This window comes from Panacibacter ginsenosidivorans, from assembly GCF_007971225.1.
Classification (GTDB): Bacteria; Bacteroidota; Bacteroidia; order Chitinophagales; family Chitinophagaceae; genus Panacibacter; species Panacibacter ginsenosidivorans.
Genome location: NZ_CP042435.1, coordinates 2,784,025 through 2,801,753 on the forward strand (window position 1 = coordinate 2,784,025; position 17,729 = coordinate 2,801,753).

A 17,729-nucleotide genomic window follows, 5' to 3' on the forward strand; every position below is an offset into this window, starting at 1 on the left:
TTATTAGGGTATATGTTGATAGTTCCCGGCACATATCATTTGCTCAGCAATAATAAGAATGTACAAGAGTGCGACGCAACAGCAGCTTAACAATAATACTGCATTATGGCTCAAAAAAAATTATAAAAGCTTATTTTTTATACATGACTACAGAAAGATCGCAGCGCATTATTGCAAACTGGTTGCTGATTGGTGTTGGCATGCTGGTGATACAGGTTTTACTGGGCGGTGTAACCCGGCTTACGGGATCGGGACTTTCTATAACAGAATGGGATCCGCTGATGGGTGCGTTGCCTCCACTAAATGAAACTGAATGGCAGCAGGCATTTCACAATTATCAGCAGATTGCACAGTATAAATACATCAACAATCATTTTACACTCAACGATTTTAAATTCATCTTTTTCTGGGAATGGTTTCATCGGCTATGGGCAAGGTTTATGGGTGTTGTATTCCTGTTACCTTTTATTTATTTCCTGATCAAAGGCTGGTTTAAAAAATGGATGGTAACACCACTTATTATGCTGTTTGTGCTGGGTGCTTTACAGGGTTTGATTGGCTGGCTGATGGTAATGAGCGGACTCAACGATGAGAATCTTTATGTGAGTCATTTTCGCCTGGCCATTCACTTTATGGCTGCTATGGTATTGATCGTTTATACATTAGTTTTTGCATTGTCGCTTCTTGTTCCATCCGCCCAACGTGTTTATAATCCAACTCTTAGAAAATTTGCATTGAGTATTATCATATTATTATCGTTTCAATTGATCTATGGCTGTTTTATGGCTGGTCTTAAAGCTGCCAGCGCAGCACCAACATGGCCTGATATTAATGGTGCGTTGTATCCGGCTGATATGTTCAGCAAAGGTTTTGTGGAAGGCATTTTACACAACCCCATTGCTATTCATTTTATTCATCGCACACTTGCATATATTATTTTTATACTGGTTATAATCTGGTGGCGCAAAGCTGTAAAAACAACCACTTCAGCAACATTTAATAAAGCAAAAAAATGGCCGTTGATATTGGTGTGCACACAAGTTTTATTAGGTATACTTACAGTACTTAGCAGCACCAATATTGTGTTGGGCCAATTTGGGATTTTTGAATTTCTTGCAGAGTTGCATCAATTAACAGGGATGCTGTTGTTATTATCTTTCACATCAGTTATGTACATATTGAAAAACAATCCGGCTTAATAAAGATTTCCTTACAACATAATATTTTTTTGAGCCATATAACATTGCTGCTATTAAGCTCTTGTTGCGTCGCACACTTGTACACGCACATCATTATTCAGCAATTTTAAAACGGCAGCTGCAATTTGGGATACACGCGGATAATATTGTATTTTAGAGTGCAGTTATAACATAATAGCTTTATTGTTATGGAAACTTAGTGCACACAATACTAAACCGTCTCCATAGGCGTTGAAATACAATGTTATTACAAATGAATTGTTTTTATTTTATCAAAGCCACCTTCTGAAAACAACAATTAATTGCTTTTAATAGTATACCAATAGAACATGAAGAAATACCTGGTTGGATTTTTGTATTCGTTGCCTGTGCAGTTATTGCTGCTGCATTTTCGACGCTATCATATCCTGCTAATTTTCTGGTATATTCTTTTTGCTACCGTTAGCGGAAATTTCCTGGAGCCTTACGGCGCCAATTCTCTTTATCTCGCCCCCGAGTATCTTACGCAGGTAAGCGCTCTAAGTACCATGTTGGTTGGTTTTGCAATAGGCATCTTCATCATGAGCTGGAACATTACCACCTTTATCCTTCATACAAAACAAATCAGGTTTCTTGCCACTACAGAACAACCCTTTTTAAAATTCTGTGTAAACAATGCTGTTATACCAGTTACTTTTCTGGTCTTTTATTTTTTTAATGCGATTTCGTATGATGCAAACGAAGAGTTGCTTGATGTATGGGAAATTCTTGCTTTGATTGGAGGTTTCCTTGGTGGGTTTATTCTCGCACTTATAATATCCTTCGCTTATTTTTTTGGCGCAGATATCAATATTTATAAAAGATTTGGCACCCATATTATAGCCGCAAACCGCAGATATGAAAAAGCCGCAAAAACGAAAACATTAACCGGTAATGGGAAAACTGATATACGTGTAGACTGGTTCCTTAGTGCAAAATTTGGTCTTAGAAAGCCTCGCAATGTGCAGCATTACAGTGAGGAATTTCTCGATACCATTTTTAAACGCCATCACTTTGCCGCCGTAATTGCCATTCTTATTTCTTTTATCTTCCTGCTTACAGTAGGTTTCTTTTCCGATAACAAAATTTTTCAGGTGCCAGCCGCTGCAAGCATTACGGTTTTTTTTGCTATACTTATAGCTGTTGCAGGTGCTGTGTCACTATTTCTGCGTAGCTGGAGCATGCCGGTAATTTTAATAATATATGTACTGCTAAACTGGATGTATCAGCAAAACATCATTGATCCCCGTAATAAAGCATATGGCCTTAATTACGATAATAAAAATGAACGGCCTTCCTATTCAAGGGATAGTATCTTACAATTGGTTGCGCCTGAAAATCTTGAAAAAGATAAACAGGTATTTCTCACGATGCTCAATAACTGGAAACGCAAACAAAACGCAGATAAGCCGGTTATGTTTATCATCAATACAAGTGGTGGTGGCACCCGCAGTGCAACGTTTACGCTGAACGTATTGCAAAGACTAGACAGTGTTACCGGCGGCCAGTTAATGCCACACACTTTTCTTATAAATGGCGCTTCCGGTGGTATGCTTGGTGCTACATACTTCAGGGAATTATACTGGGAAAAATTAAAAGGCAATATCAAAAGTCTTGATAGTAATGCTTACTCAAAAAACATTGCAAGAGATTTGCTTAATCCCTTATTTTCTTCATTTATTTCCCGTGATCTTGTGGGACCTGTAAGAAAATTTGAGGTAAATGATTACACTTATACAAGAGACCGCGGTTATGCTTTTGAGCAAAAACTCAATGACAATACAAAAGGCATCCTTGATAAAAAATTAATTGATTATAAACAAGCCGAAGAAGACGCTACTATACCTGTTGCCTTTTTCAATTCCATGATTACCAGAGATGCAAGAGAACTTGTCATTAGTACGCATCCTGCAAGGTTCCTGATGCAGCCATTTAATGATTCTGTAAATGCCCCATTATTAGATCCTGACGCAATTGATTATACTTCCTTTTTCTACAGGCAAAATCCGCTTAACCTGCGTATTCTTTCTGCCATGCGTATGAATGCAACTTTCCCTTACGTGTTACCAAATGTAATATTGCCAACAGATCCTGTTGTAGATGTAATGGATGCAGGCCTTCGCGACAATTTTGGCCAGCAAACTTCTTTGCGTTTTATCAATTATTTTAAAGACTGGCTCAAACAAAATACTTCAAAAGTGGTGCTTATACAAATTCGTGACAGGCAATTAGGAGATTGGGAGCGGCCTTATGAACCAACCAGCATGTTAAGTTTCGTAACTAAACCATTTTTGTTGCTGCAAAACAACTGGTATCGTTTACAGGATTATTACCAGGCAGATCAGCTTAATTATCTTTCGCAGGCTTTTGGTCAACAGTTTCAAAAAGTTTCTTTCCAATATGATCCTTTAGCTATCAATTCCACTGCAGCACTAAGTTTTCATTTAACCGCCACTGAAAAAATTGATCTTGAAGCAGCTATGGAAAGTAAATCAAACCAAAGTTCTTTCCAGGAAATTATAGAGTTAATTAAATAATTTTTTGACCCGACAGTTGATATATATAGCATCGCCTGTTGTGTCACTCACTTGTACGTTCGTGTTTCAATTGAACGAGGGCAATAAATAAATCTTCAACAGTTGTTATTTAATTCGTGTTATTTTCGGTTATTATGTGTGGTATAGCAGGTATTATTTCTCCCGGTCATTCACTGGTACAGCAGCATCGTTTGCAAAGCATGGCCAATGCACTTAAACATCGCGGCCCTGATGGTGAAGGTTTTTGGATAAATACACAACAAACAATTGGTTTTGCGCACAGAAGGCTTGCGATTATTGATCTAAGTGACGCTGCCGCTCAGCCTTTGCATTATCTGCATTACACAATTATTTTCAATGGAGAGATTTACAACTATTCGGAACTTAAAGAAACACTTCAGCTTAAAGGGTATCATTTTAAAACAGCATCAGACACAGAAGTAATTCCTGCTGCATACGATTACTGGGGAATAAATTGTCTTGATCATTTTGATGGCATGTTCGCTTTTGCATTGTGGAATGAAAAAGAGCAACAGTTAATTCTTGCAAGAGACCGTTTTGGTGAGAAGCCTCTTTATTATCATGCGGATTATCTACAACGTGGCAGGTTCCAACAATTCTTATTTGCCAGTGAAATGAAGCCATTATGGGCGGTGGGTGTACCAAAACATTTAGAAGGCACTATGATGCTGAATTACCTTACACTGGGTTATGTACAAAACCCAATAAAGAAAACAGCTACCTTCTATAGTAACATAATCTCACTGCCTCCAGGTCATTATTTAACTGTGAATACATCACAAGGCCGTGTGCAAATGAAACGCTGGTATAAGTTTGAAACTGTTGCAAAAGATTTTTCAAAAGCATCAAATACTTATGTAGAAACATTTCACAGCCTGTTACTAAAGTCAGTTGAAAAAAGATTAAGAAGTGATGTAAGCATAGGCACAAGCTTAAGCGGTGGCATCGACAGCTCTTGTATTATTGCAGCAATCAACGCCGTTAAAGACGTAACCAAACAATGGAAACATATTGGTTTTACCGCAGTTTTCCCTGATTTTGAAAAAGATGAAACTGCATACAGTAGTCAAGTCGCAAAACATTTTAATATAGATCAAAAAATAATAGACCCATCTGCTGATGACTGGGCGAAATACTTTCAGCAATTAATGTATCACCAGGAAGAGCCTTTGCAAAGCAGCAGTGTGCTTACGCAATTTATGGTATATAAACTGGCAAAAGAAAATAATATAACAGTGCTACTTGATGGTCAGGGTGCAGATGAAATACTTGGAGGTTATAAAAAGTATGCACACTGGTATTTACAGGAACTTTTCATAAAAGACACTTCGCAATATTTTAAAGAACGAAAATTATTACAGCAACACGATCTGCTGGAAAGCTGGGGTTGGCGCAATTATGCCGCTGCTATGTTTCCTGATAAAGCTGCACATGCATTACAGCAAAAAGCTATAAAACAGCAAAACAATAATGCTTTTATAAACCGTGATTTTCTTTTTAATTACCGCAACGAAGACACATTACAAAAACCAGTTGTAAAGCAACTGGAAGACATATTGTATTATAATACTTTCAATATAGGCTTGCCAGAATTATTGCGTTATGCAGACCGCAACAGTATGGCGCATTCAAGAGAAGTGCGTTTACCTTTTTTAAACCACGAACTGGTTCAGTTTGTTTTTTCTTTACCGGCAGGTTTCAAAATAAAAGATGGCTTTACAAAATGGATTTTACGTAAAAGCATGGAAGAGTATATTCCAAAAGAGATCATATGGCGCAAAGGTAAGGTCGGTTTTGAACCACCACAAAAGGAATGGATGCAACATAAACGGGTACAGGAAATGATAATCGAAGGAAGAAAAAAACTGGTAAAAGAAAAGGTATTAATGCCTTCTGTTACAAATACACCAATACAACCAAAAGCTGCACATGAAGCAGATAACTTTGATTGGCGCTACTTATGTGCTGCTGCTATATTCAACAGTACAAGTGAGTGACACAACAGGCGATGCCATATGCACCAAAAGCCTGCAACAAAAACTATTCTTATAAATCACATGGCGATATAAAATTGTACAAGTATTTTTGCCGATATTATTTTCATTGAAACCAATCTTATCCATAGTTCTCTCGCTGCTTTTTTTTCAGGGTTTTGCACAGGACGACAGTATGTTGCAAAGATTACTTGACAGTGCCAAAACAGCGCCTGCAATACAATCTCCCGCAATTGTAAAAAAAGACACAACTAAACATAATAACACACCGGTTATAAAAAAAGATTCTGTAAAAACAGTTTCTATACAAACTGATTCTTTATTCGCTGATGATAGTTTACTAAAAGGTCTTTCAGATTCATTAACGGTCGATTCTGCCGCTATAGCAATACCTGCCGAAATAAAAAAACCACTCAGCTGGTTGCAGGATACAGCATTTATGAACCTGCTGAAAATACCTTATATAAAGAAAAAAATTCAGCCCGTACTGCACGATGGAGATCTAAGAATGCCTTTAAATAACGACTATTTATTTTATGCGCTGGCTGGTATTATATTGCTGGTAGCCATAATAAAACAATTGTTCCCTAAATATTTTGCCAACCTGTTCAGACTTTTATTTGAAGCATCTTTCAGGCAAAAACAAAGAAGAGAGCAATTAATGCAGGAAACATTACCATCGCTTTTAATGAATATATTATTCATATTGGTGGGGGGCTTATTCATTGCACTTTTATCAAATTATTATGGCTGGCTGCGTACAGGGTTTTGGTGGCTTGTATTGTACTCAATTACCATTCTTGCACTGGTATATATGTTTAAGTATATTGTAATACAATTTACAGGTTGGGTGTTTAATGCAAGGGAGTCTGCCTCTACTTACAGTTTTATAGTTTTTTTAATTAATAAAATGATTGGGGTATTATTGCTTCCTATGCTTTTGTTATTAGCATTTTCAAGCGGGGAAGTATGGGATATAACCGTTACAATAGCCGCAGGAGTAGTCATTTTACTACTGATATTCAGGTATATCATTTCATTGCGCATCATTCGTGGAGCGCTCAACATTAATCCTTTACATTTTTTTATCTATCTTTGCGCGGTTGAATTAATGCCTATGCTGATTATATACAAGGTGTTGTTCAATTTAACAGGCAAAAGCAATTAATAATAACCTTTAGAAAAAAAGCATGCTAAAGAATGGGGCGCAAAAATCCGGCAGTTCAAAACAAGCACGGAGTATATTAATTACTCAGCCAAAACCCGAAAGCGAAAAATCTCCTTATTTTGAGCTTGCCCGGAAATACAGTGTTGAACTGACTTTTCATCCGTTTATCAAACTGGAAGCAATTCCTGCAAGGGAATTCCGCCGCCAGAAGATAGATATTGCTTCTTACTCTGCAGTTATATTTACCAGTCGTAATGCTATTGATCATTTTTTTCGCACATGCGAGGAAATGAAAATTGTCATTAGTCAGGACACCAAATATTTCTGCATTACAGAAGCAGTTGCCTTGTACCTGCAGAAATTTATTTTATACAGGAAACGAAAGGTTTTTTATGGCGCTGATGGTACCAATAAAAGCATGTTCGATGTAATAAACAAACATAAAGAGAATGAAAAATTTCTTTATGTGTGTAGCGAAAATCAGCAGGATAACGATATTGTTGGCTGGTTAAAAAATAATCGTTGCGAATACCAGCTTGCATTTATGTATCGCTCTGTAAGTAACGATGTAAAAGAAGTAATGGAAAGCCGTGAGTTTGACATGATCTGTTTCTTTACACCAAGTGGCGTGCGTAGCCTCTTTGACAATTATCCGGGGTTTTCTCAAAACGGCACTTTGATAGGTGCGTTTGGAAACAATACCATCAAAGCAATTGAAGAAGCAGGTTTAAATGTAGAAGTAAAAGCACCTGCACCACTGGCACCAAGTATGATTGCTGCGCTTGATCATTTTCTTTCCGATAAACACAAGAAATAAAAATTACGTCATAGAATTTAAATCCTGCTATTAAAAAGCAGGATTTTTTTTGTGAACCAGGCTTACGTATTGCTATGTTGCATTGTTGCGTCGCACTCTTGTACGCCTGGTACTTTTTTTCAGCAAGCGAAAATATAAACTTTGAAAAAATCTGCTCTTAAACGATCTTTTTGTGCAGCGGATTGTTCTGCTACATTTGCATACTACAATTATATACGCATGACTAAAAAAGGCATTGTACTTGTAAATCTAGGCTCTCCTGACAGCACAGAAGTAAAAGACGTTCGCCGCTATCTCGATGAATTTCTTATGGATGAGCGTGTAATAGATAAGCCTTACATTTTACGTGCCTTGTTAGTAAAAGGAATTATCGTTCCATTCCGCGCACCAAAAAGTGCTGCTGCATACAAATCTATCTGGTGGAAAGAAGGTTCTCCATTAATTGTACTTAGTAAACAATTACAGGATGCTGTACAGAAAAATTTTGATATGCCTGTTGAAATTGCTATGCGTTATGGAAACCCATCACCGAAAGTTGCGTATGATAAATTATTGCAGCAGGTGCCGGATCTGGAAGAAGTAATTATGCTTCCATTATATCCGCATTATGCCATGAGCAGTTACGAAACTGCGGTACTTTATATGAAGGAAGTTCACAAAAAGTATAATTACAGATTTAAGCTTACCACCATTGAGCCTTATTATAAGAACACAGACTATATAAATGCGTTAGCAGAAAGTATTAAGCCATATTTGCAGCAAGATTTTGATAAAATATTATTTAGCTATCATGGTGTTCCTGAGCGGCATATTTATAAAGGCGATATCACAAAACAACATTGTTTAAAAGTTAGTGACTGCTGCCATGTAGATTCACCTGCACATAATCAATGTTACAGGCATCAAACATTTATTACAACAGAGCTTGTTGCTGCAAAGCTTGCATTACCGAGAGAAAAATTTGAGCAAACATTTCAGTCCAGGCTTGGCAGAGACCCATGGCTTACCCCTTATACAGCTAAACGTCTTGAAGAATTACCGGCTGAGGGCGTAAAAAAATTACTGGTTGCTTGTCCTGCATTTGTAAGTGACTGTCTGGAAACGCTTGAAGAAATTGCAGAAGAAGGAAAAGAAATTTTTCTTCACGCAGGTGGTGAAAGCTTTACTATGATACCTTGTTTAAATACACATCCGTTTTGGGTTAATGCGGTGGTTAAATGGATAAAAGAATATGCAGTTGAAACAATAGATGTTTAGATGCTGCGTAAGGAACAAAGCGTACAAGTGAGTGACACAACAAAAGTTTAATAGCAGCAAAACAGCTTAGTTCATACGAAAAGTTTATTCTACTCAGCAGTATTTAGCGTGTAATCAATTTCGTTTGCAGGAATTTCTTTTGCAGCTGTTTCAAAGATTTTATTTTGTTTCCAGTTGTACCATTTTACCGGTGCAACTTTTTTCATAAGTGTATCTATATTGCGCATGCCTATTAAGTTCCACGCTCCCTTCATCTTTCCTGCAAAAGAATTATTCAAGGCGCGAAGACTCATAGCAAAGCCGCTGTCAAGATATTCCATATGATGCCAATACCCGCCCGGCATGAAGAGTGTATCCCCATGACCAAGCGTTACTTCAAGACCTTCTGCGTATGCAAGGGCAGGAAATTTCCCGTGATCTATTTTACTTTTTGATATTTCATAAAAATTACTAAAATCTACCATGCTCAATACTTCAAAAGGCTTTCTGTAAAGCTTATGTTGCTCTTCATATGGAAACAACAAAACCTTTTTACGGCCTGCGAATTGTGTGTGCAGGATATGGCTTAGGTCAATATCGAAATGCATATGTGTAATAGAACCCTGTCCGCCTGTAAACAGCATGGGCACTTGTTTTACAAAGCCTTTCATTAAATGATCCGGCCATGTAAAATCATTAACCAACTGTGGTGCATGGCTGAAAATATTGAATAAAAAAATGCGCCATGCCGCAGGGCCGCTGCTTATCATATCTATATATTCTCCGAAAGTGGTATAAGCATCTGCCTTGTTTATGGGGGTGTATGCATCACTCTTTACATTATTATAGATGCCTACTTTTTTGCTACCAACTATTTGTTTGAAATAATCCCAATTCCATTTATTATAAGCAGGCCATGTTTTTGCAAGGTCTTTAATAACTACAGGAATGCGCGGATCAAAATAATTTTTTTTAAAGTCCGCTGGTGTAATATCTGTTAGAATATCTACCGGGCGCAATTGCATAGGAAAAAATTTATGCAAATTTAACATGAAGAGATTGTTAACACAAAGTTGAGGTTTTGGTATTTTGTCAACTACGTGATTACAATTTGCTTATTCCGCTAATTATAGTAAGGGCTAATAAAGTAATAAATTACAGGACCCGTTACAGCTACATAAAACCATAATGGCCATGTATAACGGGCAAGTTTTTTATGTGCAGGAAATTCTGCTATTAAGGCACGGTAAGCCGTAAAAAGAATGAACGGTAAAATTATTGCCGCAAGAAAAATGTGTGAGAAAAGGATAATAAAATATACAATCTGCAGGTTAGCCACTTTAGCAAGTTCCGCTGCATCTACAGTGCCATCGTGATTGCTGTCTCCAAACTTTGTTTCTCCTGCCAATAAGTGATGTGCTATGTATGAAACAAGGAATAATATAGAAAGTACCAATGCGCCTATCATTAATTTCTTATGCATTGTGTAATTTTTATTCTTAACAGCAATTAAAGCTGTTAGCAATAAAATAGCGATGATTGTATTTATAATTGCATTTGCTTTTGCAAACAGGTGCACATCAAACCCCAGGTCAACATTTAGTTTAAAATTACTCAGCAATACTACTGCTGAAAATACTACTGCTGAAAATAGCCATATCAGTTGCTTTGCCTTTTTATCATTTTTTTGTATGGTTGCCTGGAGCATAGCTAAGAATTATTTGGTGATCTTTTTTTAAATAAAATACTTATAATCACGACAACTATTATCAATGTAATGGCAAAAAAGACGCCCATCTGCAGTGGATCGAAAGGCAGTGGTTCAGGATTGGTTGCTTTCTCCAGCATTAGCAATCCAACATCCTGGGATAATTGCCCAAGTGAAGAAGAATCAAGGCCATTATAAAAACCACGCACATTGAAATCTTTATCCAATAAAACAAACCTCGTAGTATGGGCAAAATCAGGATCAAGGGGACCATCTTCTTCATACTTATCAACCTTCAACTGCTGGAAAATAAAATTGTAAATAGAGTCTTTTGACCCCGTAAGTAACCACCAATTATCGGAATTTACTCCAAAGTGATCTGCATACTGCTTAAGTTTTGCAACAGAATCTCTGTCAGGATCTATTGTAAAAGATAAAAACTGCACAATAGATGTATCAATCTTTTTCATAGGATCTCCGCCTTTTATAAAAGACTGTTGCATCTTAACCATATTAGCTGTTAGCTTGGGGCAGACAGAAGCACAACTGGTAAAAATGAAATCTGCTACAATTACTTTTCCTTTTATGTCATAAAGATTTACAGTATCCCCTAATTGATTTAAAAGTTTTATATCTGCTACTTTATGCCATGCAGTATCAGTAGTAATTTTTCCATCATTTACAGAAGTCACAACTGAATCGGGCAGATAATGCCTTGGCATCACAACTGCATTGTCGCCAGCATCCTTTACAAGCAAATAACTGATTAAAGGAATAAGAACGGCTATACAGATAGCTAGTAACGCTTTTTTATTCATACATACTCTCCTAATAAAAAACCACCGCTGCAGGCGATGGTTTAAAGATCAAATAAATTTTACAGCCTTGTGATAAGTAATAGCAATATAATTTTAATGCAGAGACTCTGGCTTCTTTTCTTCTTCTTTATGCTCCCCTTCGTCATGCTCCTTTTTTTCCATCTGCATGGCTCCTTTCTCTTTATAATACGGATTATATGTTTCTTTAAGGTTATGGTAAGAGTTACCCTCATACAAAAAAGCAACAATAAACCACACAAATAGCAACAAAGGAACTACAATAGTCATGATAAGATTTCTTATTTCATGTTTCAGGTGCATGAAAAAACCCACAATGTAAAAAGCTTTTGCAAGCATAAGAATAATGATAACACCTTTCATGAAATGAACCATCGTAGAATCATGTACACCAAACCAAAGTTTGTAAATTCCATACCCGATGATAAGTTCGACTATTGTAAAAACAGTAAGGATCCAGGTAACTTTCCATATTTCCTTAACTCCCCCGCCAACATTGTGATCCTGGTGCAAAACAGCAGATGTGTGTTCCATTTATACTGAATTTTTCGTTTGCAATTAAAGAAGATAAAAACAGGTAAATACAAATACCCATACAAGATCTACAAAATGCCAGTACAGTCCAGCTTTTTCAATCATAAGATAATGACCTCTCTGTTCAAATTTATTTCTAAGTGTCATTATAAGCATAACAACATTTATAACTACACCCGAGAATACGTGAAAGCCATGAAAACCAGTTATAGTAAAAAAGAAGTTTGTAAAATTTGTAGTTGAAATGGTACCGTCAGCGTTAGGAAAAGGATTGCGACCCCACCATGCACCTTCATTGTGTAGATGCGTCCATTCCCATGCCTGGCAGCTCAGAAAAGCAAGACCTCCAATGATTGTAAGAATAAGATTCTTAACAACGCCTTTCTTATCCATATTATGTCCTGCATGAACGGCCAATACCATTGTAACAGAACTAATAATAAGAATGAAGGTCATAATACTTACAAAGATCAATGGGGCTGGCCCGGAACCTTCCGGTTTAAACGGGTATGTACTAAATACTTCATTCGCATTTGGCCAACCTGTTGTAGCAAATCGGGTAGTTCCGTAAGAAATGAGAAATGCACCAAACGTAAAGGCATCGCTCATAAGAAAATACCACATCATTAATTTTCCATACTCTACATTGAACGGACTCTTTCCGCCACTCCAGTATTTAGTCGGTGCTGTTGCTGTTGAAGTAGACATGTTGGTAATTCAGTTTCGTTTGCAAATTTATTGGCTACCCGTTAAACGAGCATATAAAATGTTAAGTTTTTTCTGCCTGTCTCTACTTATTTTTTGCGGTTAACACAATCTGCTGCCATCTTTTCTCCAGTACAAGAGTGCGACGCAACAGCAGCTACATAAATATTGTAGAGCCTGCTACAGACACACTAACTCATCAATGAGTTAGGCTAAAAAACACAAATAAATATATCCATAAAATATCTACAAAATGCCAGTATGTACTTACTACTTCAACCGGCACAGTATCATAACTTTTAAATCTTGCACTAAATGCCCTGAAAAAAATTACAAGTATGGCTACTACGCCTCCTAATACATGCAAAACATGCAGGCCTGTAATTATAGCAAGGAAAGAAGCAGCTGGATTACTACCCTGACCAATTAGCTGCACACCATGATTGCCCAAGTATTGAAATCCTATAAATTGCAATACTCCAAATGTAACGCCCAGTATGGCGGTTATTGTTATTAGTCTGCGATAACGTTGCATTTCCCTTGCTTTAAAAGCTTTTACGGAAAGATGCATAGTTATGCTGCTTAGTATAATAACAGCAGTGGAATACCAAAATATAACAGGCAAAGAAAATTCAAGCCAGTTTACCTGGTTACTTCTAACTATGTATGCACTTGTTAATCCTGCAAACATCATTACAATGCTGCCCATGGCCACCCAAAGTGTAAATTTATGCGGGTGTATCCTGCTTCGTTGATTACTGCTCACTGTTGTCATCATCACTTTATGTTTAATAATATTTTTTGTCTAAGCTTAGATTCTCTTATCATCTTCCGTTGTGTCACTCACTTGTACTTCCTTCTCTGTATTCAACAGTAGCTGCTATGTATTTAAAGGGATTTTATCAGCAAGTAGTGCAAGAAACACAACAGGAAGATAAATATAACTGCTAAACATTACTCGTCTTGCAGCCTTTACATCCATTTCTATGTATAATCTCACACACTGTATAACTATAAAAACATTAGCAGCAATTACGATCCACATGCTTACGGTACCGGTAAGTCCAAAATAAAATGGCAGTATGCCAACAGGTATCATCATTACAGCATATGCTATTGCCTGCAAAGCAGTCATTCTCGTGGGTTCATTTCCACCAGGTAATAATTTAAACCCGGCCTTTGAATAGTCATTATGTGCAACCCAGGCAATTGCCCAAAAATGCGGAAACTGCCATAAAAACTGTATTCCAAATAAAGCCCAGCCTGCAGCATTTGAAACTGAGGTGCCCTCTACAATTGCAAAAGGACTGAATGCATTTGTTGCCGCGACCCAACCTATCAAACACGGAACAGCGCCGGGAAAAGCACCTACCAATACGGAAACTGAGCTGATTTTTTTTAAAGGCGTGTATATGTATGCGTATAAGAAAAGACTGAAAGCAGAAAGTAGTGCAGATGAAAGATTGAAAAATTCATACATCAGCCACACACCTACGATACCGGCAATAAAAGCAAACGCATAAGCTTCGGTGACATTCATCCTTCCACTTGCTACAGGGCGTTTAATTGTCCTTTTCATTAATGCATCGGTATCTTTTTCAGAAGCCTGATTAATAGCATTTGCGCTTCCTGTTACGAGCATACCAGCAACAAATAAAATAATGATCATTTTAAGATCATAAGCTACAATATTTGGAGCCAGCAGATAACAGATCACACATGAAAAAACCACTGTAAAACTGAGCGTGAATTTAATCAGCAAAAAATAATCTTTAACCTTTGATGCAAGGGAAAAAGATGTAGAAGTATTAAGTGATTTACTCATTATATGTGAAGATTGAAAACTCTTCATCAAACCAGAAATTAAGCTTTATGAAAATGCCCTGAATAAGTCAGGGCATTAACTATTTAAGAATACTTACATCTTATTTTGTAATACTTCAAGACTAATGATTGGTACTTTCATCTGCCCCAATAGGCGTAGTTTGCGGAACAAACTCTTTACCATCCCTTCCATAATCGTAAGCCCAGCGATGAACTTCAGGTATTTCTCCAACCCAGTTCCCATGACCAGGATTAATGGGTGTAGTCCACTCAAGTGTATTTGAACCCCATGGATTAGGATTGGTAACCTTTCTTCCGCGAAATATTGAAAAGAAGAAATTAAAGAGGAATAACAATTGGACACAAAACACTATCATCGCAACTGTACTTATAAATCTGTTGAGGTCTGCAAATTGCTTAAAACTTTCCCAAACGCTGTAATCGTAATAACGACGCGGCATTCCCGCAAGACCTTCATAGTGCATTGGCCAGAAAATAAGGTATGCACCAATCATTGTTAACCAAAAGTGTATATAACCAAGATTGTTGTTCAGGTAACGTCCATACATTTTAGGGAACCAATGATAAATACCACAATACATACCAAACACTCCTGCAACGCCCATTACTATATGAAAGTGTGCAATCACAAAATATGTATCGTGAAGATGAATATCCAATGCAGAGTTCCCAAGCCATATACCGGTTAACCCGCCAGAAATAAACATACTCACAAAGCCAATTGCAAATAACATTGCGGGTGTAAAACGAAGGTTTCCTCTCCATAATGTGGTTAGCCAGTTAAAAACTTTAATAGCCGATGGTACTGCTATCAATAATGTTAACAATACGAATATTGATCCCAGAAATGGGTTCAATCCTGTTACAAACATGTGATGCGCCCAAACCAAGAATGAAAGAATTGCTATTGCAAACAATGACCCAACCATAGCCATATAACCAAAAATTGGTTTCCGGGCATTAACACTCATTACCTCAGATACTATTCCCATACCAGGTAAAATAATAATATATACTTCAGGGTGCCCTAAAAACCAAAATAGATGCTGGAATAAAATAGCATTTCCGCCTTCATTTGGTAGTGCACCGACGCCGTTGACAAAAATATCGGAGAGATAAAAACTTGTTCCAAAATTCCTATCAAATATCAAAAGTATAAACCCTGAAAGCAATACAGGGAATGACAACACGCCTAATACGGCAGTGAAAAATAATGCCCAAATAGTGAGTGGTAACCGGGTCATACTCATCCCTTTGGTGCGCATATTCAAAATAGTAGCAATATAGTTAAGACCCCCAAGTAATGAAGAAACAACAAATAGTGCCATCGCTATTATCCAAAGATCCATACCTGTTTTAGAACCTGGCGATGCATCCCCTAATGCACTAAGTGGAGGGTAAGCAGTCCATCCACCACTAAAGGGACCCGTTTCTACAAATATGGATGACAGCATTACTACACTTGCTATAAAAAAGAACCAATAACTAAGCATGTTCATAAATGGCGATGCCATATCTCTTGCACCAATCTGCAAGGGAATTAAAAGATTAGCAAAAGTTCCACTAAGCCCTGCTGTCAATACAAAGAAAACCATCACTGTACCATGCATAGTAACAAGTGCATAATATGCTTCTGCTGTTATATGCCCCCCTTTTGCCCATTTACCTAAAATATCTTCAAGCCATGGAAATGTTGAATCTGGATATCCCAGTTGCAAGCGGAAAAGGACTGACATTAAACCACCCATTACAGCCCAAAACATACCGGTGATCAAAAACTGTTTACCGATCATTTTATGATCCTGGCTAAAAACATATTTCGTAATAAAAGTTTCATGGTGATGATGCTCATGGTGTTCACCATGCTCTGTATCATGATGAATGATTCCACCAACGTGAGGATCTAAAACAGCTTCGTTACTCATATCTCAGGTTCTTTAAAATTATATTAAAACTTATGATCGAACAGGCCTCTTGCCTGAGCGGATATTAAATTTTCTCTTTTTTTACCTCTAAGTCAGGCTTTAATCGAACAGCAGTTGCTTTTGTGGTATCAGAAGCCGGAGTAGCAGGTTTAATATTCGCGGGGTCTTTATCAGGAAAAGCAGCGTAATAAGCAGGCTTTTGTTTAGCCATCCATTCATCATACTCGGCTTGCGTAACCACCTCAATAACCCCTTTCATTGAATAATGTCCGTTTCCGCACATTTGATCACAACTAATTTCGTATTGAAAATTCGGGTTGCCCGTACTTTCTTTCATTTCTTTAGTAGTAAACTTCGGCGTAAACCACAAAGTTGTAGGCGTACCAGGAACGGCATCCATTTTTAATCGGAACCAGGATAAACCTACATCATGTACTACATCACGTGAACCAATGATGAGTTTTACCGGTTTATTTTTTACTACATACATTGTTTGCTCTGTAACAATATCATCATGTGCGGCTACATCATCTTTAACATTAATTCCAGCACTGTCACGCCAGTTCAAACCAAGTGAATTATCCGCAGGATCAATCATTCTGAAGTACTTTTTTCCAAACACACCATCATTTCCTGAGTATCGAAATATCCAACCAAATTGCTTCCCTGTAACTTCTACTTGCATCGCATTCTTAGGCGCATCTCCGGTAAAGGAAAACCAGTTGCGAAGACCAATTACTACTAAAACTGTGAGAGCAATGGCGGGCACCACGGTCCACACTATTTCCATTGTATTGTTATGCGGGAAAAAGAATGCCTTGCGCTTTTCACTTTCCTGGTAGCGGTATGCAAACCAAAATAAAATACATTGAGTAATTACAAATACAATCCCGGTAATGATTAAAGTAACCCAAAGCATCTGGTCAACTTTTTCGCCCTGTAGACTTGCAGATTCATGAACAAGCAAAGTTTTACCAACCAATGCATCATTGCAAAAATATACACCGATCAAACCCGCAATAAGAAATGCTATCATGAAAAAGCCATTGATCTTATTATTCTCTTTTCTTGTACGGTCTTCGCCCTTCAGCACTGCTACATATTCACTGGCTTTAGCAATCTGAAATATGATCAGAAAAACAAGAATGATAACGGCTATTACAAAAAAGAATGACATAACTTAATT

The 17,729-nt window shown here is 37.3% G+C and carries 15 protein-coding genes; 6 read left to right on the forward strand and 9 right to left on the reverse strand.

The genetic code is table 11. From position 1 onward, the window contains the following. Nucleotides 1-143 precede the first annotated feature (143 nt). From FRZ67_RS11790 to hemH, 6 genes are all read left to right on the forward strand, one after another. Nucleotides 144-1,199, forward strand: a complete 1,056-nt coding sequence (locus FRZ67_RS11790) for a COX15/CtaA family protein (RefSeq protein ID WP_147189756.1) — start codon at nt 144-146, stop codon at nt 1,197-1,199. Between the two features lie 329 nt (nt 1,200-1,528). Then, nucleotides 1,529-3,754 carry a hypothetical protein gene (locus FRZ67_RS11795; RefSeq protein ID WP_147189757.1) on the forward strand — a complete coding sequence of 742 codons (2,226 nt, stop codon included), beginning with the start codon at nt 1,529-1,531 and terminating at the stop codon, nt 3,752-3,754. Between the two features lie 134 nt (nt 3,755-3,888). Continuing rightward, nucleotides 3,889-5,772: an asparagine synthase (glutamine-hydrolyzing) gene (asnB, locus tag FRZ67_RS11800; protein ID WP_147189758.1), complete on the forward strand. Its 1,884-nt coding sequence runs from the start codon at nt 3,889-3,891 to the stop codon at nt 5,770-5,772. A 106-nt stretch (nt 5,773-5,878) separates the two neighbouring features. Then, nucleotides 5,879-6,937 (forward strand): DUF4271 domain-containing protein, encoded by a 1,059-nt coding sequence (locus FRZ67_RS11805; protein ID WP_147189759.1) that lies wholly within the window; start codon nt 5,879-5,881, stop codon nt 6,935-6,937. Nucleotides 6,938-6,959: 22 nt separating this feature from the next. Continuing rightward, nucleotides 6,960-7,754 (forward strand): uroporphyrinogen-III synthase, encoded by a 795-nt coding sequence (locus FRZ67_RS11810; protein WP_147189760.1) that lies wholly within the window; start codon nt 6,960-6,962, stop codon nt 7,752-7,754. A 141-nt stretch (nt 7,755-7,895) separates the two neighbouring features. Then, the gene (gene hemH, locus FRZ67_RS11815) at nt 7,896-9,011 is read left to right on the forward strand and encodes a ferrochelatase (protein WP_225975319.1); all 1,116 of its coding nucleotides are present in this window, start codon (nt 7,896-7,898) and stop codon (nt 9,009-9,011) included. 89 nt (nt 9,012-9,100) lie between these two features. Here the strand turns inward: hemH and FRZ67_RS11820 are convergent, their stop codons facing one another. The 9 genes from FRZ67_RS11820 to FRZ67_RS11860 all read right to left on the reverse strand — a co-directional run bounded on the left by FRZ67_RS11820 (nt 9,101) and on the right by FRZ67_RS11860 (nt 17,720). Continuing rightward, entirely contained in the window at nt 9,101-10,015 is a 915-nt protein-coding gene (locus FRZ67_RS11820) for a cupin-like domain-containing protein (protein WP_147189761.1), read from the reverse strand. Nucleotides 10,016-10,113: 98 nt separating this feature from the next. Next, nucleotides 10,114-10,698, reverse strand: coding sequence for a DUF420 domain-containing protein (locus FRZ67_RS11825; protein ID WP_147189762.1), 585 nt, complete (start codon nt 10,696-10,698; stop codon nt 10,114-10,116). Between the two features lie 2 nt (nt 10,699-10,700). Further along, the gene (locus FRZ67_RS11830; RefSeq protein WP_147189763.1) at nt 10,701-11,516 is read right to left on the reverse strand and encodes an SCO family protein; all 816 of its coding nucleotides are present in this window, start codon (nt 11,514-11,516) and stop codon (nt 10,701-10,703) included. A 93-nt stretch (nt 11,517-11,609) separates the two neighbouring features. After that, complete coding sequence (locus FRZ67_RS11835; RefSeq protein ID WP_147189764.1) at nt 11,610-12,068, reverse strand: cytochrome C oxidase subunit IV family protein; 459 nt, start codon at nt 12,066-12,068, stop codon at nt 11,610-11,612. Between the two features lie 24 nt (nt 12,069-12,092). Beyond that, on the reverse strand, nt 12,093-12,776 hold the full coding sequence (locus FRZ67_RS11840) for a cytochrome c oxidase subunit 3 (protein WP_147189765.1): 684 nt from the start codon (nt 12,774-12,776) through the stop codon (nt 12,093-12,095). 196 nt (nt 12,777-12,972) lie between these two features. Beyond that, nucleotides 12,973-13,551, reverse strand: coding sequence for a cytochrome c oxidase subunit 3 (locus FRZ67_RS11845; protein ID WP_225975320.1), 579 nt, complete (start codon nt 13,549-13,551; stop codon nt 12,973-12,975). Nucleotides 13,552-13,653: 102 nt separating this feature from the next. Further along, nucleotides 13,654-14,598, reverse strand: a complete 945-nt coding sequence (cyoE, locus tag FRZ67_RS11850; RefSeq protein WP_147189766.1) for a heme o synthase — start codon at nt 14,596-14,598, stop codon at nt 13,654-13,656. A 121-nt stretch (nt 14,599-14,719) separates the two neighbouring features. After that, nucleotides 14,720-16,543: a cytochrome c oxidase subunit I gene (locus tag FRZ67_RS11855; protein WP_147189767.1), complete on the reverse strand. Its 1,824-nt coding sequence runs from the start codon at nt 16,541-16,543 to the stop codon at nt 14,720-14,722. A 64-nt stretch (nt 16,544-16,607) separates the two neighbouring features. Next, nucleotides 16,608-17,720: a cytochrome c oxidase subunit II gene (locus tag FRZ67_RS11860; protein WP_147189768.1), complete on the reverse strand. Its 1,113-nt coding sequence runs from the start codon at nt 17,718-17,720 to the stop codon at nt 16,608-16,610. Between the last annotated feature and the right edge of the window lie 9 nt (nt 17,721-17,729).

Bases quoted from the DNA above. Each gene is read 5' to 3' on its own strand.
- FRZ67_RS11790 (WP_147189756.1), top strand. From the start codon at position 144: ATGACTACAGAAAGATCGCAGCGCATTATTGCAAACTGGTTGCTGATT.
- FRZ67_RS11795 (WP_147189757.1), top strand. From the start codon at position 1,529: ATGAAGAAATACCTGGTTGGATTTTTGTATTCGTTGCCTGTGCAGTTA.
- asnB (WP_147189758.1), top strand. From the start codon at position 3,889: ATGTGTGGTATAGCAGGTATTATTTCTCCCGGTCATTCACTGGTACAG.
- FRZ67_RS11810 (WP_147189760.1), top strand. From the start codon at position 6,960: ATGCTAAAGAATGGGGCGCAAAAATCCGGCAGTTCAAAACAAGCACGG.
- FRZ67_RS11820 (WP_147189761.1), bottom strand. From the start codon at position 10,015: ATGCAATTGCGCCCGGTAGATATTCTAACAGATATTACACCAGCGGAC.
- FRZ67_RS11825 (WP_147189762.1), bottom strand. From the start codon at position 10,698: ATGCTCCAGGCAACCATACAAAAAAATGATAAAAAGGCAAAGCAACTG.
- FRZ67_RS11830 (WP_147189763.1), bottom strand. From the start codon at position 11,516: ATGAATAAAAAAGCGTTACTAGCTATCTGTATAGCCGTTCTTATTCCT.
- FRZ67_RS11835 (WP_147189764.1), bottom strand. From the start codon at position 12,068: ATGGAACACACATCTGCTGTTTTGCACCAGGATCACAATGTTGGCGGG.
- FRZ67_RS11840 (WP_147189765.1), bottom strand. From the start codon at position 12,776: ATGTCTACTTCAACAGCAACAGCACCGACTAAATACTGGAGTGGCGGA.
- FRZ67_RS11845 (WP_225975320.1), bottom strand. From the start codon at position 13,551: ATGATGACAACAGTGAGCAGTAATCAACGAAGCAGGATACACCCGCAT.
- cyoE (WP_147189766.1), bottom strand. From the start codon at position 14,598: ATGAGTAAATCACTTAATACTTCTACATCTTTTTCCCTTGCATCAAAG.
- FRZ67_RS11855 (WP_147189767.1), bottom strand. From the start codon at position 16,543: ATGAGTAACGAAGCTGTTTTAGATCCTCACGTTGGTGGAATCATTCAT.
- FRZ67_RS11860 (WP_147189768.1), bottom strand. From the start codon at position 17,720: ATGTCATTCTTTTTTGTAATAGCCGTTATCATTCTTGTTTTTCTGATC.